This window comes from Vibrio superstes, from assembly GCF_003569005.1.
In the GTDB taxonomy this organism is placed as follows: domain Bacteria; phylum Pseudomonadota; class Gammaproteobacteria; order Enterobacterales; family Vibrionaceae; genus Vibrio; species Vibrio superstes.
The window spans coordinates 2,818,297-2,837,015 of record NZ_BCUR01000004.1 but is presented as its reverse complement, the minus strand read 5'-3'; the positions used below and the strand labels follow the sequence as shown (position 1 = coordinate 2,837,015).

The following is an 18,719-nucleotide window of genomic DNA, read 5'->3' as shown; positions in this document are numbered from 1 at the left end:
CCCTACTCGAAAGAGTAGGGCTTTTTTGCGTATAAAGCTTATGATTTTAAAGAGAAAAGTGCATTGGGTCGGAGGTTGGATGCTTAGTCACATCGAAGACTTTCATTCGGGCATAAAAAAGCGCACTCAATGGTGCGCTTGGTGATTCATCTGCTTAATCCATCATGTGTTTGCGTCGAATATCTAACAACGCGAAGATACCAAAGATCAGTATTGACCACTTCTCCCAAGAAGAGAGCTTTACCTTGTCTCCAAATGCTCCAAGGAAGATGGCTGACTGAAGTCCGTGCATCATGAGTAGGAAAGCGGCCATGATGTAGAGTGCAATGGCGGCCTTACCTGGAAACGGATGAAAAATATTAAAAACCAATACAAACCAAACAAAGGCGATTGCAGCCTTCGCTAGCATCAAAAGATATTTCATTACTGCTCTCTTATAAATAGTTGAAATCTAACTTGTCCTGCCACTTTTTCACGATGTAATTTCCAGCTTTCTGGCAGGGCAGGCATCTCTAATTCTTTTTCAGTCTCAATGTAAATCAGTGCCTGATCGTTGAGCCAGTGATTGTTTTCCAACAGCTCTATTGTGTCTGCTAGTAAACCTTGTCGAAACGGCGGATCAATAAATACAATATCGTATGTCTGTCCTTCCTGTTTCAAGAAGTTTAGTGAATTTTGGTTCAATAGGTTGATGTTTGTCGCTTTAACGGTCTGTGCGTTTTGTTGCAACTGTTGAAAAGCTTGGCTGTTGAGCTCAATCAAGGTGACTTCTTCGGCCTGTCTTGAGGCCGCTTCAAATCCTAGTCCACCAGAGCCTGCGAACAGATCTAGGCAGCGAGCATTTGGTATGTCATTGGCAATCCAATTGAACAAGGTTTCCTTCACTCGATCTGTGGTGGGGCGTAATCCTTCAGCATCATAAACGGGGAGTTTTCGTCCGCGCCATAAGCCACTGATGATGCGGATTGAGCCTGAACCCTTGTTATTTTGTGAAGAAGAGGAGCGTTGATGTTTTCTCATGCTGTTTTTGGCCATCGAATAAGTGGTATCATACCCTATTGATTATTTTAAAATTGTACTCGTAAATACGAGATTAATCATCGCTAATTGAACGTACCGTGCCGATTGGCGCCGTATATATGCACGAATCATAAAGTAACTGGGATAGTCTCCGATGACGGATAAGAAAAAACGCGGCTTATTGTCTTGGCTTGGTTTTGGTGAGGAAGAACAAACTCAACCGGGACAAAAAGAAACGGACATTAATGAACAGCAACAGCCTGAGGCTGACATTGCTGAGCAGCAAGCGACGCCGGCTGAACAGCTTGAGAGCGAAGTCGTAGAGTTAGAGCCTGTTGAAGAACAACCCGTTGAAGAAGAAAGCGAGCCAGAATCAGAAGAGAAAGCACCAGAGGCCATTCAGCCTGAGGTTCAAGAGAAGCCAACGGAAAGCTTCTTTGCTCGACTAAAGCGCAGTCTTGCACGTACTAAAGCCAATATTGGTGCGGGTTTCTTTGGCCTATTCAAGGGCAAAGAGATTGATGATGATTTATTTGAAGAGTTGGAAGAGCAGCTTCTGATCGCCGATGTTGGCATGGAAACGACCATGAAAATCATCGATAGCCTGACAGAGAAAGCCTCTCGCCAGCAGTTAAAAGACGGTGAGGCATTATATGACTTACTTAAGCTGGAGCTTGCCGAGATATTGGCACAAGTAGAGCAACCGTTGCAGATCGATGAGCAAAAAACGCCTTACGTTATTCTAATGGTGGGTGTGAATGGTGTTGGTAAGACGACGACCATTGGTAAGCTTGCTAAGCAATTCCAGTCTCAAGGTCAGAAAGTAATGCTAGCCGCGGGTGATACCTTCCGTGCTGCAGCGGTCGAGCAACTTCAAGTATGGGGACAGCGAAATGATGTTCCTGTTGTCGCTCAACACACGGGAGCGGATAGTGCTTCTGTAATCTATGATGCCATCGAAGCGGCCAAAGCGCGTGGCTACGATGTTGTTATTGCAGATACCGCTGGGCGCTTACAGAACAAGAGCAACCTTATGGAAGAGCTTCGTAAGATTGTGCGCGTAATGAAGAAGATTGATGGCAGCGCTCCACATGAGATTATGTTGACGTTAGACGCGGGTACGGGTCAAAACGCAATGAGCCAAGCGAAACTATTCAGCGATGTTGCACCGGTGACCGGAATTACGCTAACTAAACTGGATGGCACGGCAAAAGGTGGTGTTATCTTCGCTATCGCCGATAAATTTAAGATCCCAATTCGTTATATCGGTGTGGGTGAGGGTATTGATGATCTGCGTCCATTTGAGACTCAGGAATTCATTGACGCACTGTTTAGCAGAGAAGATTAACACCTCACAGCAAGGACGATTTAGTGATTAACTTTCAACAAGTTAGCAAGGCTTATCGCGGCGGCCATCAAGCATTGCAGAAAGTGGACTTCCACCTAAGAAAGGGCGAGTTGGCTTTTTTAAGTGGTCACTCAGGGGCAGGTAAAAGTACTCTGCTTAAGTTGATTTGTGCCATGGAGCGACCAACTGACGGTAAGATAGCGTTCAATGGGCATGATATTACACGTATTGGCGATAAAGAAATCCCTCTACTTAGACGTAATATCGGCATAGTCTTTCAGGATCACCGTCTTTTGATGGATAGAAGTATCTTCGACAATGTGGCTTTGCCTATGCGTATAGAGTCCATCGCAGAGAACGAGATTAAACGTCGCGTAAATGCAGCCTTAGACAAAACCGGCTTGCTAGATAAAGCGCGCTGTCTACCGACTCAATTATCAGGTGGAGAGCAGCAGCGAGTGGGTATTGCTCGCGCTGTCGTCAATAGACCGACGCTATTGCTTGCCGATGAGCCAACCGGAAACCTAGACCCTGAGCTTTCTAATCGTATCTTTAGGTTATTTGAAGAGTTTAATCGTGCGGGCGTTTCTATTCTTATCGCGACCCACGATGTCGGTATGATGGAAACACGAAAGCAATATCGCCGTTTTGAGTTGAACCAAGGATTTTTGAGCGAGGCAGAGGGTTATGGCCAATAAGAGTTCAGTACAAAAAATTGGGTATTTTCGCTCTCACTACCTAGTAGCAAAAGGTTCACTGCACGATATTGCTCAAAGGCCTTTGGGTAATTTATTCACCTTAGCGGTTATTGCGATAGTACTCGCGTTACCATCTAGCCTTTATGTGGTGGCGAAAAATATTTTGGATGCTGCTGAACAAGTAAGCCAGCCTGCCGCTGTAAGTGCTTACTTACAAGAAGGTACGCCAGAGGCGCGCATTATGCTGATCAAGGATCAGCTTGAAAGCGATGAAGCAATAGCGAGTGTCGAGTACATTTCTTCACAACAAGGATTGCAGGACCTAAGCTCACACTCTGGGTTTAATGACGCTATTAGCTTGCTCGATGATTATGCACTGCCAGCACTATTGGTGATTCACCCAGCACAAGCCTCAGATACCACACAACAGCATATTCTAGATCTTGCTAATGCCGTTGAGGTATTTACAGACGTACGAGTAGACCAAGACTGGCTACAACGCTTTGATGCGATTAAGGCGCTGAGTAGTGCGCTTGCTTTGGCACTTGCCTGTATGATGCTGGTGGCTGTGGTGCTTATTATTGGCAATACCATGCGCTTTAATGTGCTAGCACGAAAAGAAGAGATTCAAGTCATGAAGTTTCTTGGGGCAACCAACAGCTTCATTCTTCGCCCTTACCTTTACACCGGGATGTGGTTCGGTTTATTGGGTTCTTTGTTTGCATGGTTGATCACTTTAGCATTGTCACTGTTCTTAGGAAGTACGGTTCAATCAGTTGCATCACTATATGACAGCAGTTTCATTTTGAGCCCGTTAAGTTTTGATGAGTCGATTATCTTATTGTTAATTGGTAGCTTTCTTGGTTTATTCGCCGCTCAAGCCTCAGCGCGCCGTCATCTTTCTGAAATTGAACCTGTGTAGAATTTACTTGTCTCAGTAGGTGGGAAGTAGCTGAGGGTATGCCTCAGCTCACAGTCGAGGGGTTGCTCTCGATGAATTTCTGTGCATAATGTCCAGTCCGCTGTTTTTTTAGCAGTCGCTAATTTAATAGCGAATAGGTTGTAAAGTTCGAAGAATGAGGGATTGAATGGCTAGTAAAACGTTTTCAATGGCAGTTGTATCTCAAGATAGCTTAGATAGCTACATCAGATCTGCAAACGGTTACCCAATGCTAACCGCAGAGAAAGAGAAAGATCTTGCCGAACGTTTGCATTACAAAGGTGAGATTGAGGCTGCGAAAGAGCTGATTTTGTCTCATTTGCGTTTTGTTGTTCATGTAGCTCGTGGTTATTCTGGTTATGGTCTTCCTCTTGCTGACTTAGTTCAGGAAGGTAATATCGGATTAATGAAAGCGGTGAAACGATTTAACCCAGAAGTGGGTGTTCGTCTTGTTTCATTTGCTGTTCACTGGATCAAAGCTGAGATTCATGAGTACGTACTGCGTAACTGGCGTATCGTTAAGATTGCGACGACTAAGGCTCAACGTAAACTGTTTTTCAACCTGCGCAAAAACAAGAAGCGCCTAGGTTGGTTTAACAACGGTGAAGTTGAGACGGTAGCAAGAGAGCTAGGTGTATCACCTACTGAGGTTCGTGAAATGGAATCTCGCTTAGCCGCTCAAGACGCAACCTTCGAGTTTTCGGCTGATGACGATGACAGTGCGAACTTCAACCCAGTAGCACCAGCGCTTTATCTTGAAGATAAAGACTCTGATATCGCTGATAATGTCGAAGCGGACAACTGGGAAAATCATACCAATGCACGCTTAGCTAATGCTCTAGCGACTTTGGATGAGCGTAGCCAGCACATTGTGCGCGCTCGTTGGTTAGATGATCAGAAGCAAACGCTACAAGACCTTGCTGATACCTACAGTGTTTCTGCTGAGCGTATTCGTCAGCTAGAAAAGAATGCGATGAAAAAGCTTAAATTAGCGGTCGGCGATCTCTAATATAAACAAAGAATTTTAAAGGCCAAGATCGAGAGATCTTGGCCTTTTTTATTGGGATCGGTTTTAGCGTTTCATGATAAGCCTAATCTGTGGATAACTCTGTGGGATAAATTTCGATAGCATGTCTTTAACTCAGTCAAAGCAAGGGTTATCATCGATAAATCGAGTGGGGATAGATAATTTGAAATCAACACATTATTAAGGATCAACACTAGATATTGTGGATCATTATTAATCAAAACACTTTATCAACGTAATCCACAGATTTACCCACAGCTGGTGGCAATTTGATCACTGTTATCCCAAAGCTGGGTATGAAATTATTCAGAGGCTTGGGATAGGATTTTTGAGGACAAGTAAATAATGGAAGAAGTACAACGAATCAGTGTGAATCAAGCACACCAAATGCAAACTACGCAACAAGCGAAATTGGTGGATATTCGTGACATCCAAGCCTTTACGGTGGCACACCCTGTAGATGCGTACCATCTTACTAATCAGACTATCGCCGAGTTCATGGACTCAGTAGAGTTTGAAGACCCGATTTTAGTGTTGTGTTACCACGGGATTAGCAGTGTTGGAGCGGCTCAATACTTACTGAACCAGGGTTTTGAGCAAGTATTTAGCATAGATGGAGGATTTGAGGCTTGGCAGCGACAGCAACTGCCAATAGAGGCTCATGAATGATTCGACTAATACAACTGAATAACCCACGAATAGCGCAAGCTTTTATTGATTACATGGCATCACAGCGGGTCACAGTTTCACAGATGCCAGAAGGTGATGGCCAGTTTGTGCTCTGGCTACATGATGATGCAAAGCTGTCTATGGTTCAGCAAGAGCTCGAGTTGTTTCTCAAGAACCCAAATGATAAGAAGTACCAGGCGGCTTCTTGGGATATGGCTGAGACGCGCACTCAACAGTTTAGCTATTCAACGCCAAGCTTCTTGCAGATGATAAAGGCAAAAGCTGGGCCAATGACGCTATTGGTTATGCTTGTCTGTATTGTAATTTATGGTTTGCGTCTACTCGGAATGCAGCAACAGGTGTTCTCCTTATTACACTTTCCAGCTATGGCGGATCAACAGTGGCAAGTTTGGCGCTATGTTTCCCATGCTTTATTACACTTCTCCGTTCTGCACATCACCTTTAATTTACTATGGTGGTGGCAATTGGGTGGGGATATTGAACAAAGACTGGGTCGAGGTCGACTCACGAAGATTTTCTTGGTTTCTGCTCTCTTGTCTGGATGTGCGCAGTATTGGATTGAGGGTGCCAACTTTGGAGGCCTAAGTGGTGTCGTGTATGCCTTGGTTGGATATATATGGGTACTATCGGTAAGAGCTCCGCAGTTTGGTCTAGATATACCTAAGCCAATTCTCGCCTTCATGTTGATTTGGTTGGTACTTGGCTTTGTGCAACCGTTTATGGCGATTGCGAATGCCGCTCACCTTGCAGGATTGATTGCTGGGTGTTTATTGGGTTGGCTTGATAGCGTAAACCGAACTCAGAACACTTAATTGATGATCTGAATTACCTTATTGGCACCGCGATTGGTACAATTGCTCCAATATTTTATTTATACAGTTGCCATTGGTTGGTAAAGAGTTACGAAGTAAGTATGACTAGCCCTATAAGGACATTTCAACAGGCCTTGCTAAACATCAATTGGCAAAGCCCTAGCGACTTTCAGTTCCCAGATAACAACGCTAAACATTGGTTGTTAGAAGAAGACTCTCTTTCTCACAGATTGTCTCTCTCTTGTTCGGATTTGAGTGTGGAGCTGTTTACGAACAACAAGGTACAACCTGAAGAACTGTCAACTCAAGAAGCACAACTACTAAACAAAGAAGTGTGCTTACTACGAGAAGTGATTCTTAGAGGAGATCGCCAAGATTGGGTATATGGCCGCACCCTAATACCTCAGAGCTCATTGCAATCTCATTCTCATGATTTTGAGAATCAAGGAGAATTGCCACTAGGGGTCACGGTATTTAGTTCTGAAGGCGCCTATCGTGATGGCTTGCAGGTTGGCATTATCGATGTAGAAGGTAAGCCCCTACTGGCAAGACGCTCTAGGCTATGGATGAACGGAACTCCCATGCTAGTTGCAGAGTTGTTCTTGCCTAAGTCCCCAGTATATTCAGACAAGGAATCCGATTAATGGTCTCTAAAATGAGAGCCTACTACCAGTTGATGAGAATGGATCGACCTATCGGTAGTCTATTGCTTTTATGGCCAACTCTGTGGGCTTTGGTAATGGCCTCCGAGGGAAGACCGCAGTGGACAGTGTTGATCGTATTCTGCTTAGGCGTATTCTTGATGCGTTCCGCAGGGTGCGTGATCAATGACTTTGCTGATAGAGAGTTAGATGGTCATGTTGAGCGCACTCAGTTTCGACCTATCCCTAGCGGGTTGGTGTCTGCAAAAGAGGCATTGGCCCTGTTTGGCGTTCTGAGTCTTATTTCTTTTGCGCTAGTACTGACCATGAACACACTGACTATTCAGCTTTCGTTTGTGGGGGTTGCGCTAGCTGCCCTTTATCCATTTATGAAGCGTTTTACTCACTTACCTCAATTGGTGTTGGGAATGGCCTTTAGCTGGGCAATTCCAATGGCGTGGGCAGCAGAATCTGGCCACATAGCGCCTTTGGCTTGGTTGCTATTTGTTATCAATATGCTTTGGACTATCGCCTACGATACCCAATACGCTATGGTGGATAGAGATGATGATCTGAAGATAGGCATCAAATCCACCGCGATACTATTTGGGCGATTCGATAAGTTAATCGTTGGGATCTTGCAAGCTACTACCATCATCTTGCTTTTGATTGTTGGTGAGAACGCGGTTCTTGGTCCTGCTTTCTATTGGGGAGTGTTAGTGGCTGCTGGATTGTTTGTGTATCAACAGTGGCTGATAAAAACCAGAGATCGCGCGCTCTGCTTTCAAGCCTTTCTCAACAATAACTATGTTGGGATGGTCATTACGATAGGGCTGTTTGTTACTTACTTATAAAAAATCCCGGATTAGAAGTCCGGGATTTTTTTGGTCTCTATACCGCTTGAGCGATACCTTCCTTGATGGTGAGTTTCACCTCTGGAGAGAGTATTTCCAGTAGGCCTTGAGCCAACTTCTCAGTGCGCTCGATATCGCACTCTCCACTTGCATTCAAGTAACCTTGTTCTTTTAAGGTGCTAAATAACGCTGCGAATACCCCTTTATCAAAGAATTCAGGAGCATTGATACCGTGCAAACGGCCCAGGCGCTGTGCAATATCCTGACACCTCATTTCTAACTCTGCTTGAGCTAACTCTGGCTGCGCCGCCAATAGATTAAGAGCAATGCTATAGCGCTGTAGTGTCTCGGAGATAGTGCGAGACAGTAATTGCAGGGTATGGATGTTGGTCTGATTAAGGTTAACCATGTCACCCTCTACCTCAATTAACTGTTGAGAGAGGAACTCCTGTACTATTTGTTCAACCTTATCTTCCAGTTGCTCACTATCGTATGAAAGGAACAGCTCTTTTTGTAAGAACGGATACAAAACAGCGATATTGCGCTTCAATCTGGTGATAGTACAGTCAGGCAATTGGATAATTAGCTGTGCTAGCAGTGAAGGAAGTGCAAGCATATGAATGATGTTATTACGATAATAGGTCATCAAAACAGATTGATGACGGTCTAAGGAGATGATCTCACCCATGCTGTCAGAATCGACCACAAATTTATCCAGTGAGGTAGCATGTGCTACTAATTCTTCCGCGTTGCTATCCGGAGCGGTGGCAAAACTGGTGTATGGCACATTGCGCAAAATACTAAGGTAGCAATTAATCTGGTTGATTAAGCTCTCTTTAGTTAGCGCTCTTTGTCTTGAGGCTAATAATGCTGTCGCCGTTAGGGTCAACGCGTTCGCCGCAGCTGCATCATTGATGTGCGTCATCATCTTTTCAGCGATGGCATTGACCGTCGGAGTCATCCACGCTGGTTTAGTACCTTCTGCAGCACCGATGCTTTCGCGCCATTCTGGCACATTTTCATTCAGGTACTGGTTTAGTGGGATAGGTTCACCAAAGTTTACGTAGCCTTGGCCAAAGTTACGCAGCTTTCTAATTGTGCGCAGTACTTGTCCTGCATTTTCTTTTTCTTTGCGTTTCCCACGAAGTTCCTTAGCGTAGGTGGAAACCTCCATGACATGCTCGTAACCAATATACACTGGGACTAAGGTGACTGGACGGTTCAATCCTCTGAGCATCGCCTGCACTGTCATTGCTAACATACCCGTTTTGGCTTGTAGTAAACGACCTGTGCGAGAACGACCACCCTCACTGAAATACTCAACGGAGTATCCCTTGGCAAACAACTCAGCAAGGTACTCTCGGAAAATGGTGGAATACAACTTATTGCCCTTAAAGCTGCGGCGAATGAAGAAAGCGCCGCCTCGTCTAAAGATAGGACCTGCAGGGAAGAAGTTGAGATTTACGCCTGCTGCGATATGCGGCGGTACCATCCCTTCATGATAAAGAATGTAGGAAAGTAGTAAGTAATCCATGTGGCTTCTGTGGCACGGAACATAAACAATCTCATGTCCATCTTGCGCCAGCTTACGCACTGTCGAAGCGTTGCTTACGTTGATGCCTTGATAGAGCCTGTTCCACAGCCATGTCAGAACAAAGTTACCTTGCTTGATCAGTGAGTAAGAGAACTTAGCCGCAATCTCATCCATTATCTTCAGAGCGTGTTGTTCTGCTTTTTCTACACTAATATTCTTAGCTGCGGCCTCATCGGCAATGGCTTTGTTGATAGCCTCAGATTTGATCAGTCGCTCAAACAGAACATCTCTACTAGGTAGGCTCGGTCCTGATGCTGCTAATTTTTGTCTTGAGAAGTGAATGCGTGCTACGCGAGCCAGTTTCTGAGCTATGGTTTCATCAGAGCCACGAGAGTCTGCCATGTAACGCATTGACACTAGAGGGCTAAAGCGAATCATACAATCGCGCCCAGAAAAGAGCACAGCTTGCATTTTATTCCAAGGCGAGAGATTTTCTAGATAAGGCTTATCTCGTCCCTCTTTACCTGGCTTGCGCCCCCACATGACTGTGGTTGGGATTAGTTGCACGTCTAGATCTGATTGTTCGCGGTGCAATTTAAGAAGTTGCGTAAACAGGCTTTGAGATCCTAGTGAGTCAAGAGTATCGTTGTCTCGGTCGAGTTTACCTGTAGAGATAAATACATAGCGTCTAAAGCTTTTGCCACCGACCTCAAGAGGCTGTAGTGGATCAGGTAAACCGAGTTGAATGGCTCGACGACGAACAGAAAGAAGGTCGACATTAGATTCGAACGGCAATACATAGACAATAGGTTTCTCTATATCTATGTTGAGATCACTAATAGGAGAAGGGGGTACGACATTACCCTTAACCAATACTTTCAAAGGAAAGCGTAAAGCTGTTTGTGTCAGTGTATGACCAGAAGACATATTTATGATTGTCCCAATTTATATTTGGTGCCCAAGACTCTTCAAGACTAGGTGGTAAAATAAGCGTCGCAAGAATAGCAGAACTGGTCGAACCTTTTAACCAGAATTGTTTTAATGTTAGGTCAACAAATGAAAAAACACAGCAAGATAAAAAGAATAGGTGATCAATGAAAGGTAATACAGGATTCAAACGCGTTATTAAGGCAACGGGTTATTCTATTCAGGGGCTTAAAGCCGCTTTTAAACATGAGGCTGCGTTTCGTCAGGAGGTTTTCCTAGCCCTCTTTCTTATCCCTATCGCATGTATTCTCGACGTCAGCCAAACAGAAAGAATGTTAATGATACTGTCGCTCTTCATTGTGTTGATCGCTGAGCTAATGAATTCAGCCGTTGAGGCAGTTGTTGATCGAATTGGTTCAGAGATTCATGAATTGGCAGGTCGAGCCAAAGACATAGGTTCAGCCGCCGTGTTTGTGGCTTTAGGTCTAGTACTGTACATTTGGGTTGAAGTTTTGTTCTTTTAACTTAAATTTCAGCTTATTAGGGGTAACTGGTTGATTATTTAACCATGCTGTATATACTCACAGTGAACTGTATAAAAGAACAGGTGATGTATGAGACCCTTAACCCAAAGACAGCAGCAGGTATTCGATCTTATCAAGACGAAAATCGAAGATACTGGCATGCCACCAACAAGAGCCGAGATTGCGCGCGAACTGGGGTTTCGTTCAGCGAATGCTGCCGAAGAGCACCTCAAAGCTCTAGCGAAAAAGCAGGTCATTGAGATCATCCCTGGCGCATCGCGCGGTATTAGAATACTTCTACAAGACAGTGCTAACGATGATGGCTTGCCGTTAATTGGTAATGTTGCAGCGGGCGAGCCAATCTTGGCGCAAGAGCACATAGAGTCGCATTATCAGGTTGATCCGCAAATGTTTAAACCTAAAGCTGACTTCCTGCTTCGCGTACATGGCGAAAGTATGAAAGACATCGGTATTATGGATGGCGACCTTCTAGCTGTGCATAAAACTCAAGATGTTAGAGACGGACAAGTGGTTGTGGCTCGTGTCGATGAAGATGTAACCGTTAAAAGATTAGAGCGCAAAGGGTCTACAGTTTTACTGCACCCTGAGAATGCAGAGCTTTCTCCAATCAAGGTCGACCTAACACAACAGCATCTTGCCATTGAAGGCATAGCGGTAGGGATCATCCGTAATAGCACTTGGATGTAATACCAATATCTCAAAATTTATGATTCACTATATGCAGCGCTCTTTATAGAAGCGCTGCTTTTTTTTGCCTCAAATATCTCAAGGATGGTCATGCAAAACCCCGTTATCCGCTCGCTGATGGATCTCAGTCTGCATAAGAGAATACTCGCCTTAGCGATACCTATGGTTTTGTCTAATATCACTGTGCCTTTATTGGGGCTAGTTGATGCCGCCGTGGTTGGTCACTTGGATCATTCTTGGTATCTGGGTGGTGTTGCCTTAGGAAGCACAATGATCAGCATGGTGTTTTGGCTGTTTGGCTTTCTGCGTATGTCGACAACTGGATTATCAGCACAGGCAAAGGGAGCAGAGAACCCACGAAAGCTGGCTCTGGTGCTACTGCAAGGCATTTTCATGGCGCTGGCCTTTGCATTGATCTTTTTGGTGTTACATCGAGGGATTATCAATCTAGCTTTAGGTTTCAGTGATGCCAGTGAACAAGTTCAGTTCTACGCGAATGAATATTTCACCATCAGGGCTTGGAGTGCTCCGGCCGCAATGGTCAATTTTGTGTTACTTGGATGGTTGTTAGGAAACCAAAACGCAGCAGCACCAATGTGGATGGTCATTATTACCAATGTTACCAACATCGCATTGGATGTCCTGCTGGTAGTGGTTCTTGATTATGGTGTCGCGGGCGCAGCTTCCGCTTCTGTTATTGCTGACTACACTGGATCGTTAGTGGGTATTTACTTTTGCCATAAGGTTTGGGGTAGTGCCGTATCTTTGAGCTCGAAGCAGATACTCTCTGTGGGTATAGATAAATTGTTCACTGGCTTATCACGCTTTGTTCGTTTAAACCGAGATATATTTTTACGCTCCTTATGCCTGCAAGCTGTGTTGGCATTTATGACCTTTCAAGGCGCAAACTTTGGTGACGATGTTGTGGCTGCGAACGCAGTGTTGATGAGTTTGGTCTTAATGGTGTCTTATGCAATGGACGGCTTTGCTTATGCCATAGAGGCGATGGTAGGGAAAGCCATAGGGGCAAAAAGTAAGAAGGAATTGTCTCTTTCGATTTTAGGCACCTTCTTCTGGGGACTGATCATCTGCTGTGGGTTTGCCTTATTGTTTGGTGCTGGTGGCAATATCATTGTTGGCTTGATTAGCGATATTGATAGCGTTAGAGAGACGGCCGATGAGTACTTAGCATGGCTAGCGATTATGCCTATTGTGTCGATGTGGTGTTATCTGTTTGATGGCATATTCATTGGTGCAACGCGTGGTAAGGAAATGCGAAATAGCATGTTTGTTGCTGCGCTGGTGTTCTTCGCACTTTATTTTGGCTTTGCCTATCTTGAGAACCACAGTCTGTGGATTGCTATGCTGGGCTTTATGGCGATGCGCGGAGCTACATTGGCTTGGGTATTCGTTCGCTTGTGGAAAAAAGGGCAGTTCCTAGAAACTGCCCATGCTTAACCGTTATTAGAATAAACGATTTAATCCATTCAGAGCTGCAACTCGATAGGCTTCTGCCATAGTTGGGTAGTTGAAGGTGGTGTTCACAAAATAGTCGATGCTATTTGCAGGTCCAGGTTGCTCCATGATGGCTTGGCCGATATGAATAATCTCAGCGGCCCTTTCACCAAAGCAGTGAATACCTAATATCTCTTTGGTTTCTCTATGGAAGAGAATCTTCAAACTGCCAATGTCTTTACCTGAAATCTGAGCGCGTGCGAGGTGTTTAAAGGAAGCACGTCCTACCTCATATGGCACTTTTGCTGATGTAAGCTCCTGCTCAGTTTTACCAACAGAACTGATCTCTGGAATGGTGTAGATACCTGTAGGAATATCTTCAATCAACCGTTGCGTTGCCTCACCTTCGGCAATCGCTTTTGCGACAAAACGGCCTTGGTCATAGGCAGCACTGGCTAAGCTTGGGTATCCAATCACATCACCAACCGCATAGATATGCTCAACATCGGTTTGGTAGTTACTATTGATCTTCAACTGACCGCGTGAATCGGCAGATAAGCCGGTGACATCTAAGTTGAGAGTGTCTGTATTACCGGTTCGACCATTCGCATACAGCAAGCAATCAGCTCGCATTTTCTTACCCGACTCTAGGTGAACGATAACACCGTCATCTGTACCTTCTATTTCCGCGAATGACTCACCGTTGCGTATCACTACACCATTACTGCCGAAATGATAAGAGAGAGCATCTGAGATCTCTTTATCTAGGAAGGAGAGTAGTTGATCGCGAGTATTGATAAGGTCTGTCTTGACGCCTAGACCACGGAATATAGAGGCGTATTCACATCCGATAACCCCCGCACCATAAATGATGATGTGCCTTGGTTGATGATGTAGAGACAATATTGAGTCACTGTCATAGATACGCTGGTGGTTAAAGTCTACGTTGGTTGGATGGTAGGGACGTGAACCCGTCGCAATCACGAATCGGTCAGCGGTATATTGCTTAACACGCCCATCTTCACCTGTGACTCTTACACTATGAGCATCGGAAAATTTAGCCTCGCCAAAGATCAGTGTGCATTGGTTCCTATCGTAGAATCCTTGTCTTAGTGTGGTTTGTTTGTCGATAACGGTTTTGGCATGATCTAAGATGTCATCAAAACTGGCATCTAAGCTACGGTTGTTTTTACAAAAGAGTGGGTTGTTATTGAATTCAATGAAGCGGCTAACGGCATGCCTAAGTGCTTTGGATGGAATCGTACCCCAATGAGTACATCCGCCTCCGACACTTTTCTCTTTCTCAATAATAGCAACATTGAAGCCAGCCTTGGTTAATCCCATAGCAGCACCTTCGCCTCCAGGGCCACTACCAATTACGATTACATCAAAATGCGATGAAGAACTCACTGAAACCTCCTTGTTTTGTTAATGGCATTTTAAACCTTTGTTGATATTGGTAAATCAGTTAGTGGTGACTAAGTGGTCAGTCTCACAATAAAGATCACTTTGTGGGGCGGGAGAGTTTGCAAATAGAGAAGCAGATATGTTTTATTGGGGCAGGTTGAAAAGAGTATGAATGGAATATGGGCGTTAGGGCAGAGCAAAAACAAAAAACCAGGAGAGCGATTATCGACTCAGCGTTTGGACAGTTATCTGCTGGCCGAAGCTTTTCTAGCATGAGCCTTCGGGAAGTCGCTAGAGAGGCGGGTATTGCACCAACGTCTTTTTATCGACACTTTGATGATATGGACCAGCTCGGTATTGTCATGGTGGACGAAGCGGGTTTGTTGCTACGACAGTTGATGCGTAGAGCTCGCGAACGGATTCAACCAGACCGAAGTGTGATACAAACTTCAATAGAGACATTTGTTGAATTTATTGAGACTAACCCTGATATCTTTAGACTCTTGCTACGTGAACGCTCAGGTACATCGGAAGAGTTTCGTGCTGCGGTAGCGCGTGAGATTCAGTTCTTCAGTGCTGAATTAGCCGACTACCTCAATGCACAGCAATTACCGAGAAAGATAGCGTCGCTACAGGCTGACGCAATTGTTACTCTTGTATTTAGCTCTGGTGCGGAGTTTCTAGATATCGAGCCCAATCAACGTGCGGCTCACAGACAAAGACTGGTTGATCAAGTACGAATGATCTCTTTGGGTGGCCACGCTATGAATCAATTTCAAAACAAGAATGATTAAGAGGATTTTATGACAGATAAGAAAGAAGCATTGGCTTCGGATAAAAAGTCACTTTTGTTAGCACTGGTTTGCGGGATGAGTGGCAGTGCCTTGCTGTCTTCTCTATCAGTGCAAGGTTATTCCTTTTCAATTTTCCCGTTAATCTGCTTGGTGCTCGCCGTCCAAGTGATTTATCAAAATTACTTAAATAAACCTGTTGATGAGGACTTCCCATTGCTAGGGTTAGGTAGCTTCTTTATTGGTTTCTTTGGGCATGGCGCATTTCTAAAGGCGCAGTATCCAGAGGCGGGCTCAAACTTCTTTTCAATTATCTTTACCTTACTATTACTAGTGTGGGTAGGAAGAAAGCTAGGTTACCTAGGAAGATAAAAAAAAGAGCGGATATCCGCTCTTTTTTATTGGTTAGTCTTTACGCTCAAGCATTATTCCCATTTCCATATGGTGAGTATATGGGAATTGGTCAAATAGGGCATAACGAGTAATGTTGTGTGTTTCAGATAGGATCTTGAGATTATCTTTAAGCGTATCTGGGTTACAAGAAATATATAGGATACGCTCGTAACCTTGAACCATGCGACACGTACCTTCATCCATACCTGAACGCGGTGGATCAACAAAGATGGTATTACAGTCGTAACTGCTTAGGTCAATATTCGCCTGCTTAAGGCGGCGAAACTCGCGCTTACCTTCCATTGCATCAGTAAAATCTTCTGCAGACATACGTATGATCTGCACATTGTCGATTTCATTCATCTTGATGTTGTATTGCGCTGAATCTACAGAGGGCTTAGCCAGTTCTGTTGCCAATACACGATTAAAGTTTTGAGCTAATGCCAGCGAAAAGTTGCCGTTACCACAATAGAGTTCTAACAAGTCGCCCTTGGATTCTTTGGTGCAATCTACCGCCCATTCCAACATTTTCTCTGCAACGCGCCCGTTAGGTTGGGTGAAGCTATTCTCTACTTGCTGATAAGTGTAGGTCTTACCAAACACATTTAGCTTCTCAATAACGTAGTCTCTATCAAGGACGACCTTCATCTTTCTTGCTCTACCGATAAGGTTTAGATCAAACCCTTCATCATTGAGGCGTTGCTTAAGAGCCTTCGCTCTTTCTTGCCACTCATCATTAAGTTGCTTGTGGTAAAGAAGTGAAATTAGGATTTCACCACTAAGTGTAGAAAGGAAGTCTACCTGGAAAAGCTTATGACGTAGTATGTTGTGCTCTTTTACTGCTTCTACCAGTAGTGGCATCAAGTCATTGATCAAGCGGCTTGCAACAGGAAATTGGTCAACACGGTATTTTTCGCGTGTCTCTTGATTAAACATCACGTAGTACAGGTCTTCACCTTCATGCCAAACGCGGAACTCTGCTCGCATTCGGTAATGCTGTTCATCAGAAGTAAAAACCTCTAATGATGGCATCGTATATTCGCTAAACATCTCTTGCAGACGTGCGGTTTTATCGTCTAACTGCACCTGATAAGACTCAGAGTTTACATTTGGGTTGGCCATTCACTTTTCCTGACTTGAAACAAGAGGCGCAGATTCTATACTCATCAGCCGCCGGAGTATAGATTGTGTGCACTAGATATTTGATTCAATAATAGTTGTCTGCGCATAAAACAGTGCTGTAATTTTTACTTCGTTATAATATTAGATGACTTAACTATGTCGTGTATTTTGATAGAGTAGCCTCCCATTAATAATCCAAACCTGACAAAGAGCGCCAATGCCTGAAACAAGAATCTTAATATTTGACTCCGGAGTGGGTGGCATTTCTGTATTTAAAGACATAAAGGCAAGGCTTCCGTGGGTGAGTGTTACCTATGCATTTGATAACCAGGCATACCCGTATGGAGAGTTGGCACAAGAAGAATTGGTTGATCGAGTGGAGCATTACGTGCAGCACTTCATTGAGAGTCAAAGCATTTCTTTAGTCGTGATTGCGTGTAATACCGCAAGTACCGTGGTCCTTCCTAGATTAAGAGAGAAATTCTCTATTCCTATCGTCGGTGTAGTCCCTGCTATTAAGCCGGCTTCGCAAAGAGCCAACTTGGGTGTTGGTCTTATTGCTACGCCAGCTACGGTGACTAGAGAATACACCCATGACCTAATAAAAGACTTTGCTAAAGACAAAGACGTCAAAATGATCGGTACTACTGAGCTAGTGGATATGGCCGAACAAAAGCTCAGAGGGATCGATGTTGACCTTACTTTACTAGAGCAAGTGCTACAGCCTTTAAAGGGGAACATTGACGTTGCTGTATTAGGGTGTACCCACTTCCCACTATTAAGAAATGAGATTTGTCAGGTTTTGGGTAATGAAGTGATGCTAGTGGATTCGGGTGATGCGATATCAAGGAGGGTCGAATTCTTACTTAATGAGGTTTCAGTGATTCGTTCTAGCAATGAGTTGAGCTACGATGTGTATTGTAGCGCGGAACCGTATTCCAGATCAGCGCTACAATCTTCTTTTACTGAGTTAGGTTTTTCCGAGATTAAGATTCAGCCGCTGTAGGGTGTTTAGGTTCATTGGCGACACGGACCTTAATGGTTCTTTGCATATACTCATGCTCATTAAGAGATGCGATCATAGCATCAGCATCGTCGTTCTCTACTTCGACAAAACCAAAGCCACGACGTTTACCTGTTCGCTTATCTTTCATTAGACGCACGCTATAAACGGTGCCGTATTCTTCAAATAACTCTTTGACATGAGACTCACTCGCTTTGTAGGAAAGATTGCCTACATATAAGGTCGTATTCTCATCGCTCAAAGCGGGTGTCGATGAAGATGTATAAGAAGGTTTAGAGCTTGAAGCAGTACTAGCAGGTTTCTGCCATAAGATTAAAGCAGTTGATACAACGCCTAAACAGAAAGCAATACCAGACGGTATAGACAATAGAGACACAAGTGCAAAACCAGCTACTGCAAGGATGATGACAATCAATAGAGACTTGTTTGAGTTCATAATTCGCTTATCACTATATATTGGTGAATTGATGGATGTGAAATTCATTAACAAAACAGACACATAGATATTACGCACGCCACAATAATTTTTCCAATTTTATCCTCTGATCACGTCTAATATGTCGCAAAAACCGTTTTTGACTGTTTTGTGAACACTTGAAATAAAACTTTAAAAAAGCCCTTGCCAATGTGACTTAGGTCTCTATAATGCGCCCCACTGACACGGCAACAGCGGAAACGCTTCGCAGTGTTTCAGTAGGCTAACTAGCCGAACCCAATTGAGTTTAACTTCTCTTAGAAAATTAAATTCAAAAAGTGTTTGACACTGAGGTTCAAATCGCTAGAATGGCCGTCCGCTTGAGAGGC

At 44.2% G+C, this 18,719-nt stretch carries 20 protein-coding genes; 14 read left to right on the top strand and 6 right to left on the bottom strand.

Annotated elements, in window-relative coordinates; all coding sequences use genetic code 11:
• Positions 1–154 precede the first annotated feature (154 nt).
• Together D5I41_RS20900 and rsmD are read right to left on the bottom strand one after the other, a co-directional pair.
• Positions 155–424 carry a DUF1145 domain-containing protein gene (locus tag D5I41_RS20900; protein WP_119011452.1) on the bottom strand — a complete coding sequence of 90 codons (270 nt, stop codon included), beginning with the start codon at positions 422–424 and terminating at the stop codon, positions 155–157.
• On the bottom strand, positions 424–1,020 hold the full coding sequence (gene rsmD / locus D5I41_RS20895; RefSeq protein WP_186811131.1) for a 16S rRNA (guanine(966)-N(2))-methyltransferase RsmD: 597 nt from the start codon (positions 1,018–1,020) through the stop codon (positions 424–426). The genes D5I41_RS20900 and rsmD overlap by 1 nt, the downstream gene beginning before the upstream one ends.
• 154 nt (positions 1,021–1,174) lie before the next feature.
• Between rsmD and ftsY the strand changes: the two genes are divergently transcribed.
• The 8 genes from ftsY to ubiA all read left to right on the top strand — a co-directional run bounded on the left by ftsY (position 1,175) and on the right by ubiA (position 8,030).
• Complete coding sequence (gene ftsY / locus D5I41_RS20890) at positions 1,175–2,368, top strand: signal recognition particle-docking protein FtsY (RefSeq protein WP_119011450.1); 1,194 nt, start codon at positions 1,175–1,177, stop codon at positions 2,366–2,368.
• A gap of 23 nt (positions 2,369–2,391) precedes the next feature.
• On the top strand, positions 2,392–3,066 hold the full coding sequence (gene ftsE, locus D5I41_RS20885; protein ID WP_119011449.1) for a cell division ATP-binding protein FtsE: 675 nt from the start codon (positions 2,392–2,394) through the stop codon (positions 3,064–3,066).
• A complete protein-coding gene (gene ftsX / locus D5I41_RS20880; RefSeq protein WP_119011448.1) occupies positions 3,056–3,988 on the top strand; it encodes a permease-like cell division protein FtsX in 933 nt (310 codons plus the stop codon). The genes ftsE and ftsX overlap by 11 nt, the downstream gene beginning before the upstream one ends.
• 166 nt (positions 3,989–4,154) lie before the next feature.
• The gene (gene rpoH / locus D5I41_RS20875) at positions 4,155–5,015 is read left to right on the top strand and encodes an RNA polymerase sigma factor RpoH (RefSeq protein ID WP_017030138.1); all 861 of its coding nucleotides are present in this window, start codon (positions 4,155–4,157) and stop codon (positions 5,013–5,015) included.
• A 363-nt stretch (positions 5,016–5,378) separates the two neighbouring features.
• The gene (glpE, locus tag D5I41_RS20870; RefSeq protein ID WP_119011447.1) at positions 5,379–5,702 is read left to right on the top strand and encodes a thiosulfate sulfurtransferase GlpE; all 324 of its coding nucleotides are present in this window, start codon (positions 5,379–5,381) and stop codon (positions 5,700–5,702) included.
• The gene (gene glpG, locus D5I41_RS20865) at positions 5,699–6,535 is read left to right on the top strand and encodes a rhomboid family intramembrane serine protease GlpG (RefSeq protein ID WP_119011446.1); all 837 of its coding nucleotides are present in this window, start codon (positions 5,699–5,701) and stop codon (positions 6,533–6,535) included. The genes glpE and glpG overlap by 4 nt, the downstream gene beginning before the upstream one ends.
• Before the next feature lie 101 nt (positions 6,536–6,636).
• The gene (locus tag D5I41_RS20860) at positions 6,637–7,179 is read left to right on the top strand and encodes a chorismate lyase (RefSeq protein WP_119011445.1); all 543 of its coding nucleotides are present in this window, start codon (positions 6,637–6,639) and stop codon (positions 7,177–7,179) included.
• Positions 7,179–8,030: a 4-hydroxybenzoate octaprenyltransferase gene (gene ubiA / locus D5I41_RS20855; protein ID WP_119011444.1), complete on the top strand. Its 852-nt coding sequence runs from the start codon at positions 7,179–7,181 to the stop codon at positions 8,028–8,030. Before D5I41_RS20860 ends, ubiA begins: the two co-directional genes overlap by 1 nt.
• Positions 8,031–8,067: 37 nt before the next feature.
• Here the strand turns inward: ubiA and plsB are convergent, their stop codons facing one another.
• A complete protein-coding gene (gene plsB / locus D5I41_RS20850; RefSeq protein WP_119011443.1) occupies positions 8,068–10,491 on the bottom strand; it encodes a glycerol-3-phosphate 1-O-acyltransferase PlsB in 2,424 nt (807 codons plus the stop codon).
• A gap of 167 nt (positions 10,492–10,658) precedes the next feature.
• Between plsB and D5I41_RS20845 the strand changes: the two genes are divergently transcribed.
• From D5I41_RS20845 to dinF, 3 genes are all read left to right on the top strand, one after another.
• Positions 10,659–11,015, top strand: a complete 357-nt coding sequence (locus D5I41_RS20845) for a diacylglycerol kinase (RefSeq protein WP_017030144.1) — start codon at positions 10,659–10,661, stop codon at positions 11,013–11,015.
• Positions 11,016–11,105: 90 nt separating this feature from the next.
• Positions 11,106–11,723, top strand: a complete 618-nt coding sequence (gene lexA / locus D5I41_RS20840; RefSeq protein WP_026012790.1) for a transcriptional repressor LexA — start codon at positions 11,106–11,108, stop codon at positions 11,721–11,723.
• Positions 11,724–11,813: 90 nt separating this feature from the next.
• The gene (dinF, locus tag D5I41_RS20835; protein WP_119011442.1) at positions 11,814–13,181 is read left to right on the top strand and encodes an MATE family efflux transporter DinF; all 1,368 of its coding nucleotides are present in this window, start codon (positions 11,814–11,816) and stop codon (positions 13,179–13,181) included.
• A 6-nt stretch (positions 13,182–13,187) separates the two neighbouring features.
• On the opposite strand, the gene sthA is transcribed toward dinF, so the two are convergent.
• Entirely contained in the window at positions 13,188–14,588 is a 1,401-nt protein-coding gene (gene sthA / locus D5I41_RS20830) for a Si-specific NAD(P)(+) transhydrogenase (protein ID WP_119011441.1), read from the bottom strand.
• 176 nt (positions 14,589–14,764) lie between these two features.
• Here sthA and fabR point away from each other — a divergent pair, with 176 nt between their 5' ends.
• On the top strand, positions 14,765–15,379 hold the full coding sequence (gene fabR, locus D5I41_RS20825; RefSeq protein ID WP_017030147.1) for an HTH-type transcriptional repressor FabR: 615 nt from the start codon (positions 14,765–14,767) through the stop codon (positions 15,377–15,379).
• 9 nt (positions 15,380–15,388) lie between these two features.
• A complete protein-coding gene (locus tag D5I41_RS20820) occupies positions 15,389–15,748 on the top strand; it encodes a YijD family membrane protein (protein WP_119011440.1) in 360 nt (119 codons plus the stop codon).
• Positions 15,749–15,781: 33 nt separating this feature from the next.
• Here D5I41_RS20820 and trmA read toward each other — a convergent pair whose 3' ends face one another.
• On the bottom strand, positions 15,782–16,891 hold the full coding sequence (gene trmA, locus D5I41_RS20815; RefSeq protein ID WP_119011439.1) for a tRNA (uridine(54)-C5)-methyltransferase TrmA: 1,110 nt from the start codon (positions 16,889–16,891) through the stop codon (positions 15,782–15,784).
• A 217-nt stretch (positions 16,892–17,108) separates the two neighbouring features.
• On the opposite strand from trmA, the gene murI reads away from it, so the two are divergent.
• Positions 17,109–17,897: a glutamate racemase gene (gene murI / locus D5I41_RS20810; protein ID WP_119011438.1), complete on the top strand. Its 789-nt coding sequence runs from the start codon at positions 17,109–17,111 to the stop codon at positions 17,895–17,897.
• Here murI and D5I41_RS20805 read toward each other — a convergent pair.
• Positions 17,878–18,351, bottom strand: coding sequence for an RNA recognition motif domain-containing protein (locus D5I41_RS20805; RefSeq protein ID WP_119011437.1), 474 nt, complete (start codon positions 18,349–18,351; stop codon positions 17,878–17,880). The genes murI and D5I41_RS20805 overlap by 20 nt on opposite strands.
• Between the last annotated feature and the right edge of the window lie 368 nt (positions 18,352–18,719).

Excerpts from the sequence above, each read along its gene's own strand:
- D5I41_RS20900 (WP_119011452.1), bottom strand. The coding sequence starts at position 424 with ATGAAATATCTTTTGATGCTAGCGAAGGCTGCAATCGCCTTTGTTTGG.
- rsmD (WP_186811131.1), bottom strand. The coding sequence starts at position 1,020 with ATGAGAAAACATCAACGCTCCTCTTCTTCACAAAATAACAAGGGTTCA.
- ftsY (WP_119011450.1), top strand. The coding sequence starts at position 1,175 with ATGACGGATAAGAAAAAACGCGGCTTATTGTCTTGGCTTGGTTTTGGT.
- ftsX (WP_119011448.1), top strand. The coding sequence starts at position 3,056 with ATGGCCAATAAGAGTTCAGTACAAAAAATTGGGTATTTTCGCTCTCAC.
- rpoH (WP_017030138.1), top strand. The coding sequence starts at position 4,155 with ATGGCTAGTAAAACGTTTTCAATGGCAGTTGTATCTCAAGATAGCTTA.
- glpE (WP_119011447.1), top strand. The coding sequence starts at position 5,379 with ATGGAAGAAGTACAACGAATCAGTGTGAATCAAGCACACCAAATGCAA.
- glpG (WP_119011446.1), top strand. The coding sequence starts at position 5,699 with ATGATTCGACTAATACAACTGAATAACCCACGAATAGCGCAAGCTTTT.
- D5I41_RS20860 (WP_119011445.1), top strand. The coding sequence starts at position 6,637 with ATGACTAGCCCTATAAGGACATTTCAACAGGCCTTGCTAAACATCAAT.
- ubiA (WP_119011444.1), top strand. The coding sequence starts at position 7,179 with ATGGTCTCTAAAATGAGAGCCTACTACCAGTTGATGAGAATGGATCGA.
- plsB (WP_119011443.1), bottom strand. The coding sequence starts at position 10,491 with ATGTCTTCTGGTCATACACTGACACAAACAGCTTTACGCTTTCCTTTG.
- D5I41_RS20845 (WP_017030144.1), top strand. The coding sequence starts at position 10,659 with ATGAAAGGTAATACAGGATTCAAACGCGTTATTAAGGCAACGGGTTAT.
- lexA (WP_026012790.1), top strand. The coding sequence starts at position 11,106 with ATGAGACCCTTAACCCAAAGACAGCAGCAGGTATTCGATCTTATCAAG.
- dinF (WP_119011442.1), top strand. The coding sequence starts at position 11,814 with ATGCAAAACCCCGTTATCCGCTCGCTGATGGATCTCAGTCTGCATAAG.
- fabR (WP_017030147.1), top strand. The coding sequence starts at position 14,765 with ATGGGCGTTAGGGCAGAGCAAAAACAAAAAACCAGGAGAGCGATTATC.
- D5I41_RS20820 (WP_119011440.1), top strand. The coding sequence starts at position 15,389 with ATGACAGATAAGAAAGAAGCATTGGCTTCGGATAAAAAGTCACTTTTG.
- trmA (WP_119011439.1), bottom strand. The coding sequence starts at position 16,891 with ATGGCCAACCCAAATGTAAACTCTGAGTCTTATCAGGTGCAGTTAGAC.
- murI (WP_119011438.1), top strand. The coding sequence starts at position 17,109 with ATGCCTGAAACAAGAATCTTAATATTTGACTCCGGAGTGGGTGGCATT.
- D5I41_RS20805 (WP_119011437.1), bottom strand. The coding sequence starts at position 18,351 with ATGAACTCAAACAAGTCTCTATTGATTGTCATCATCCTTGCAGTAGCT.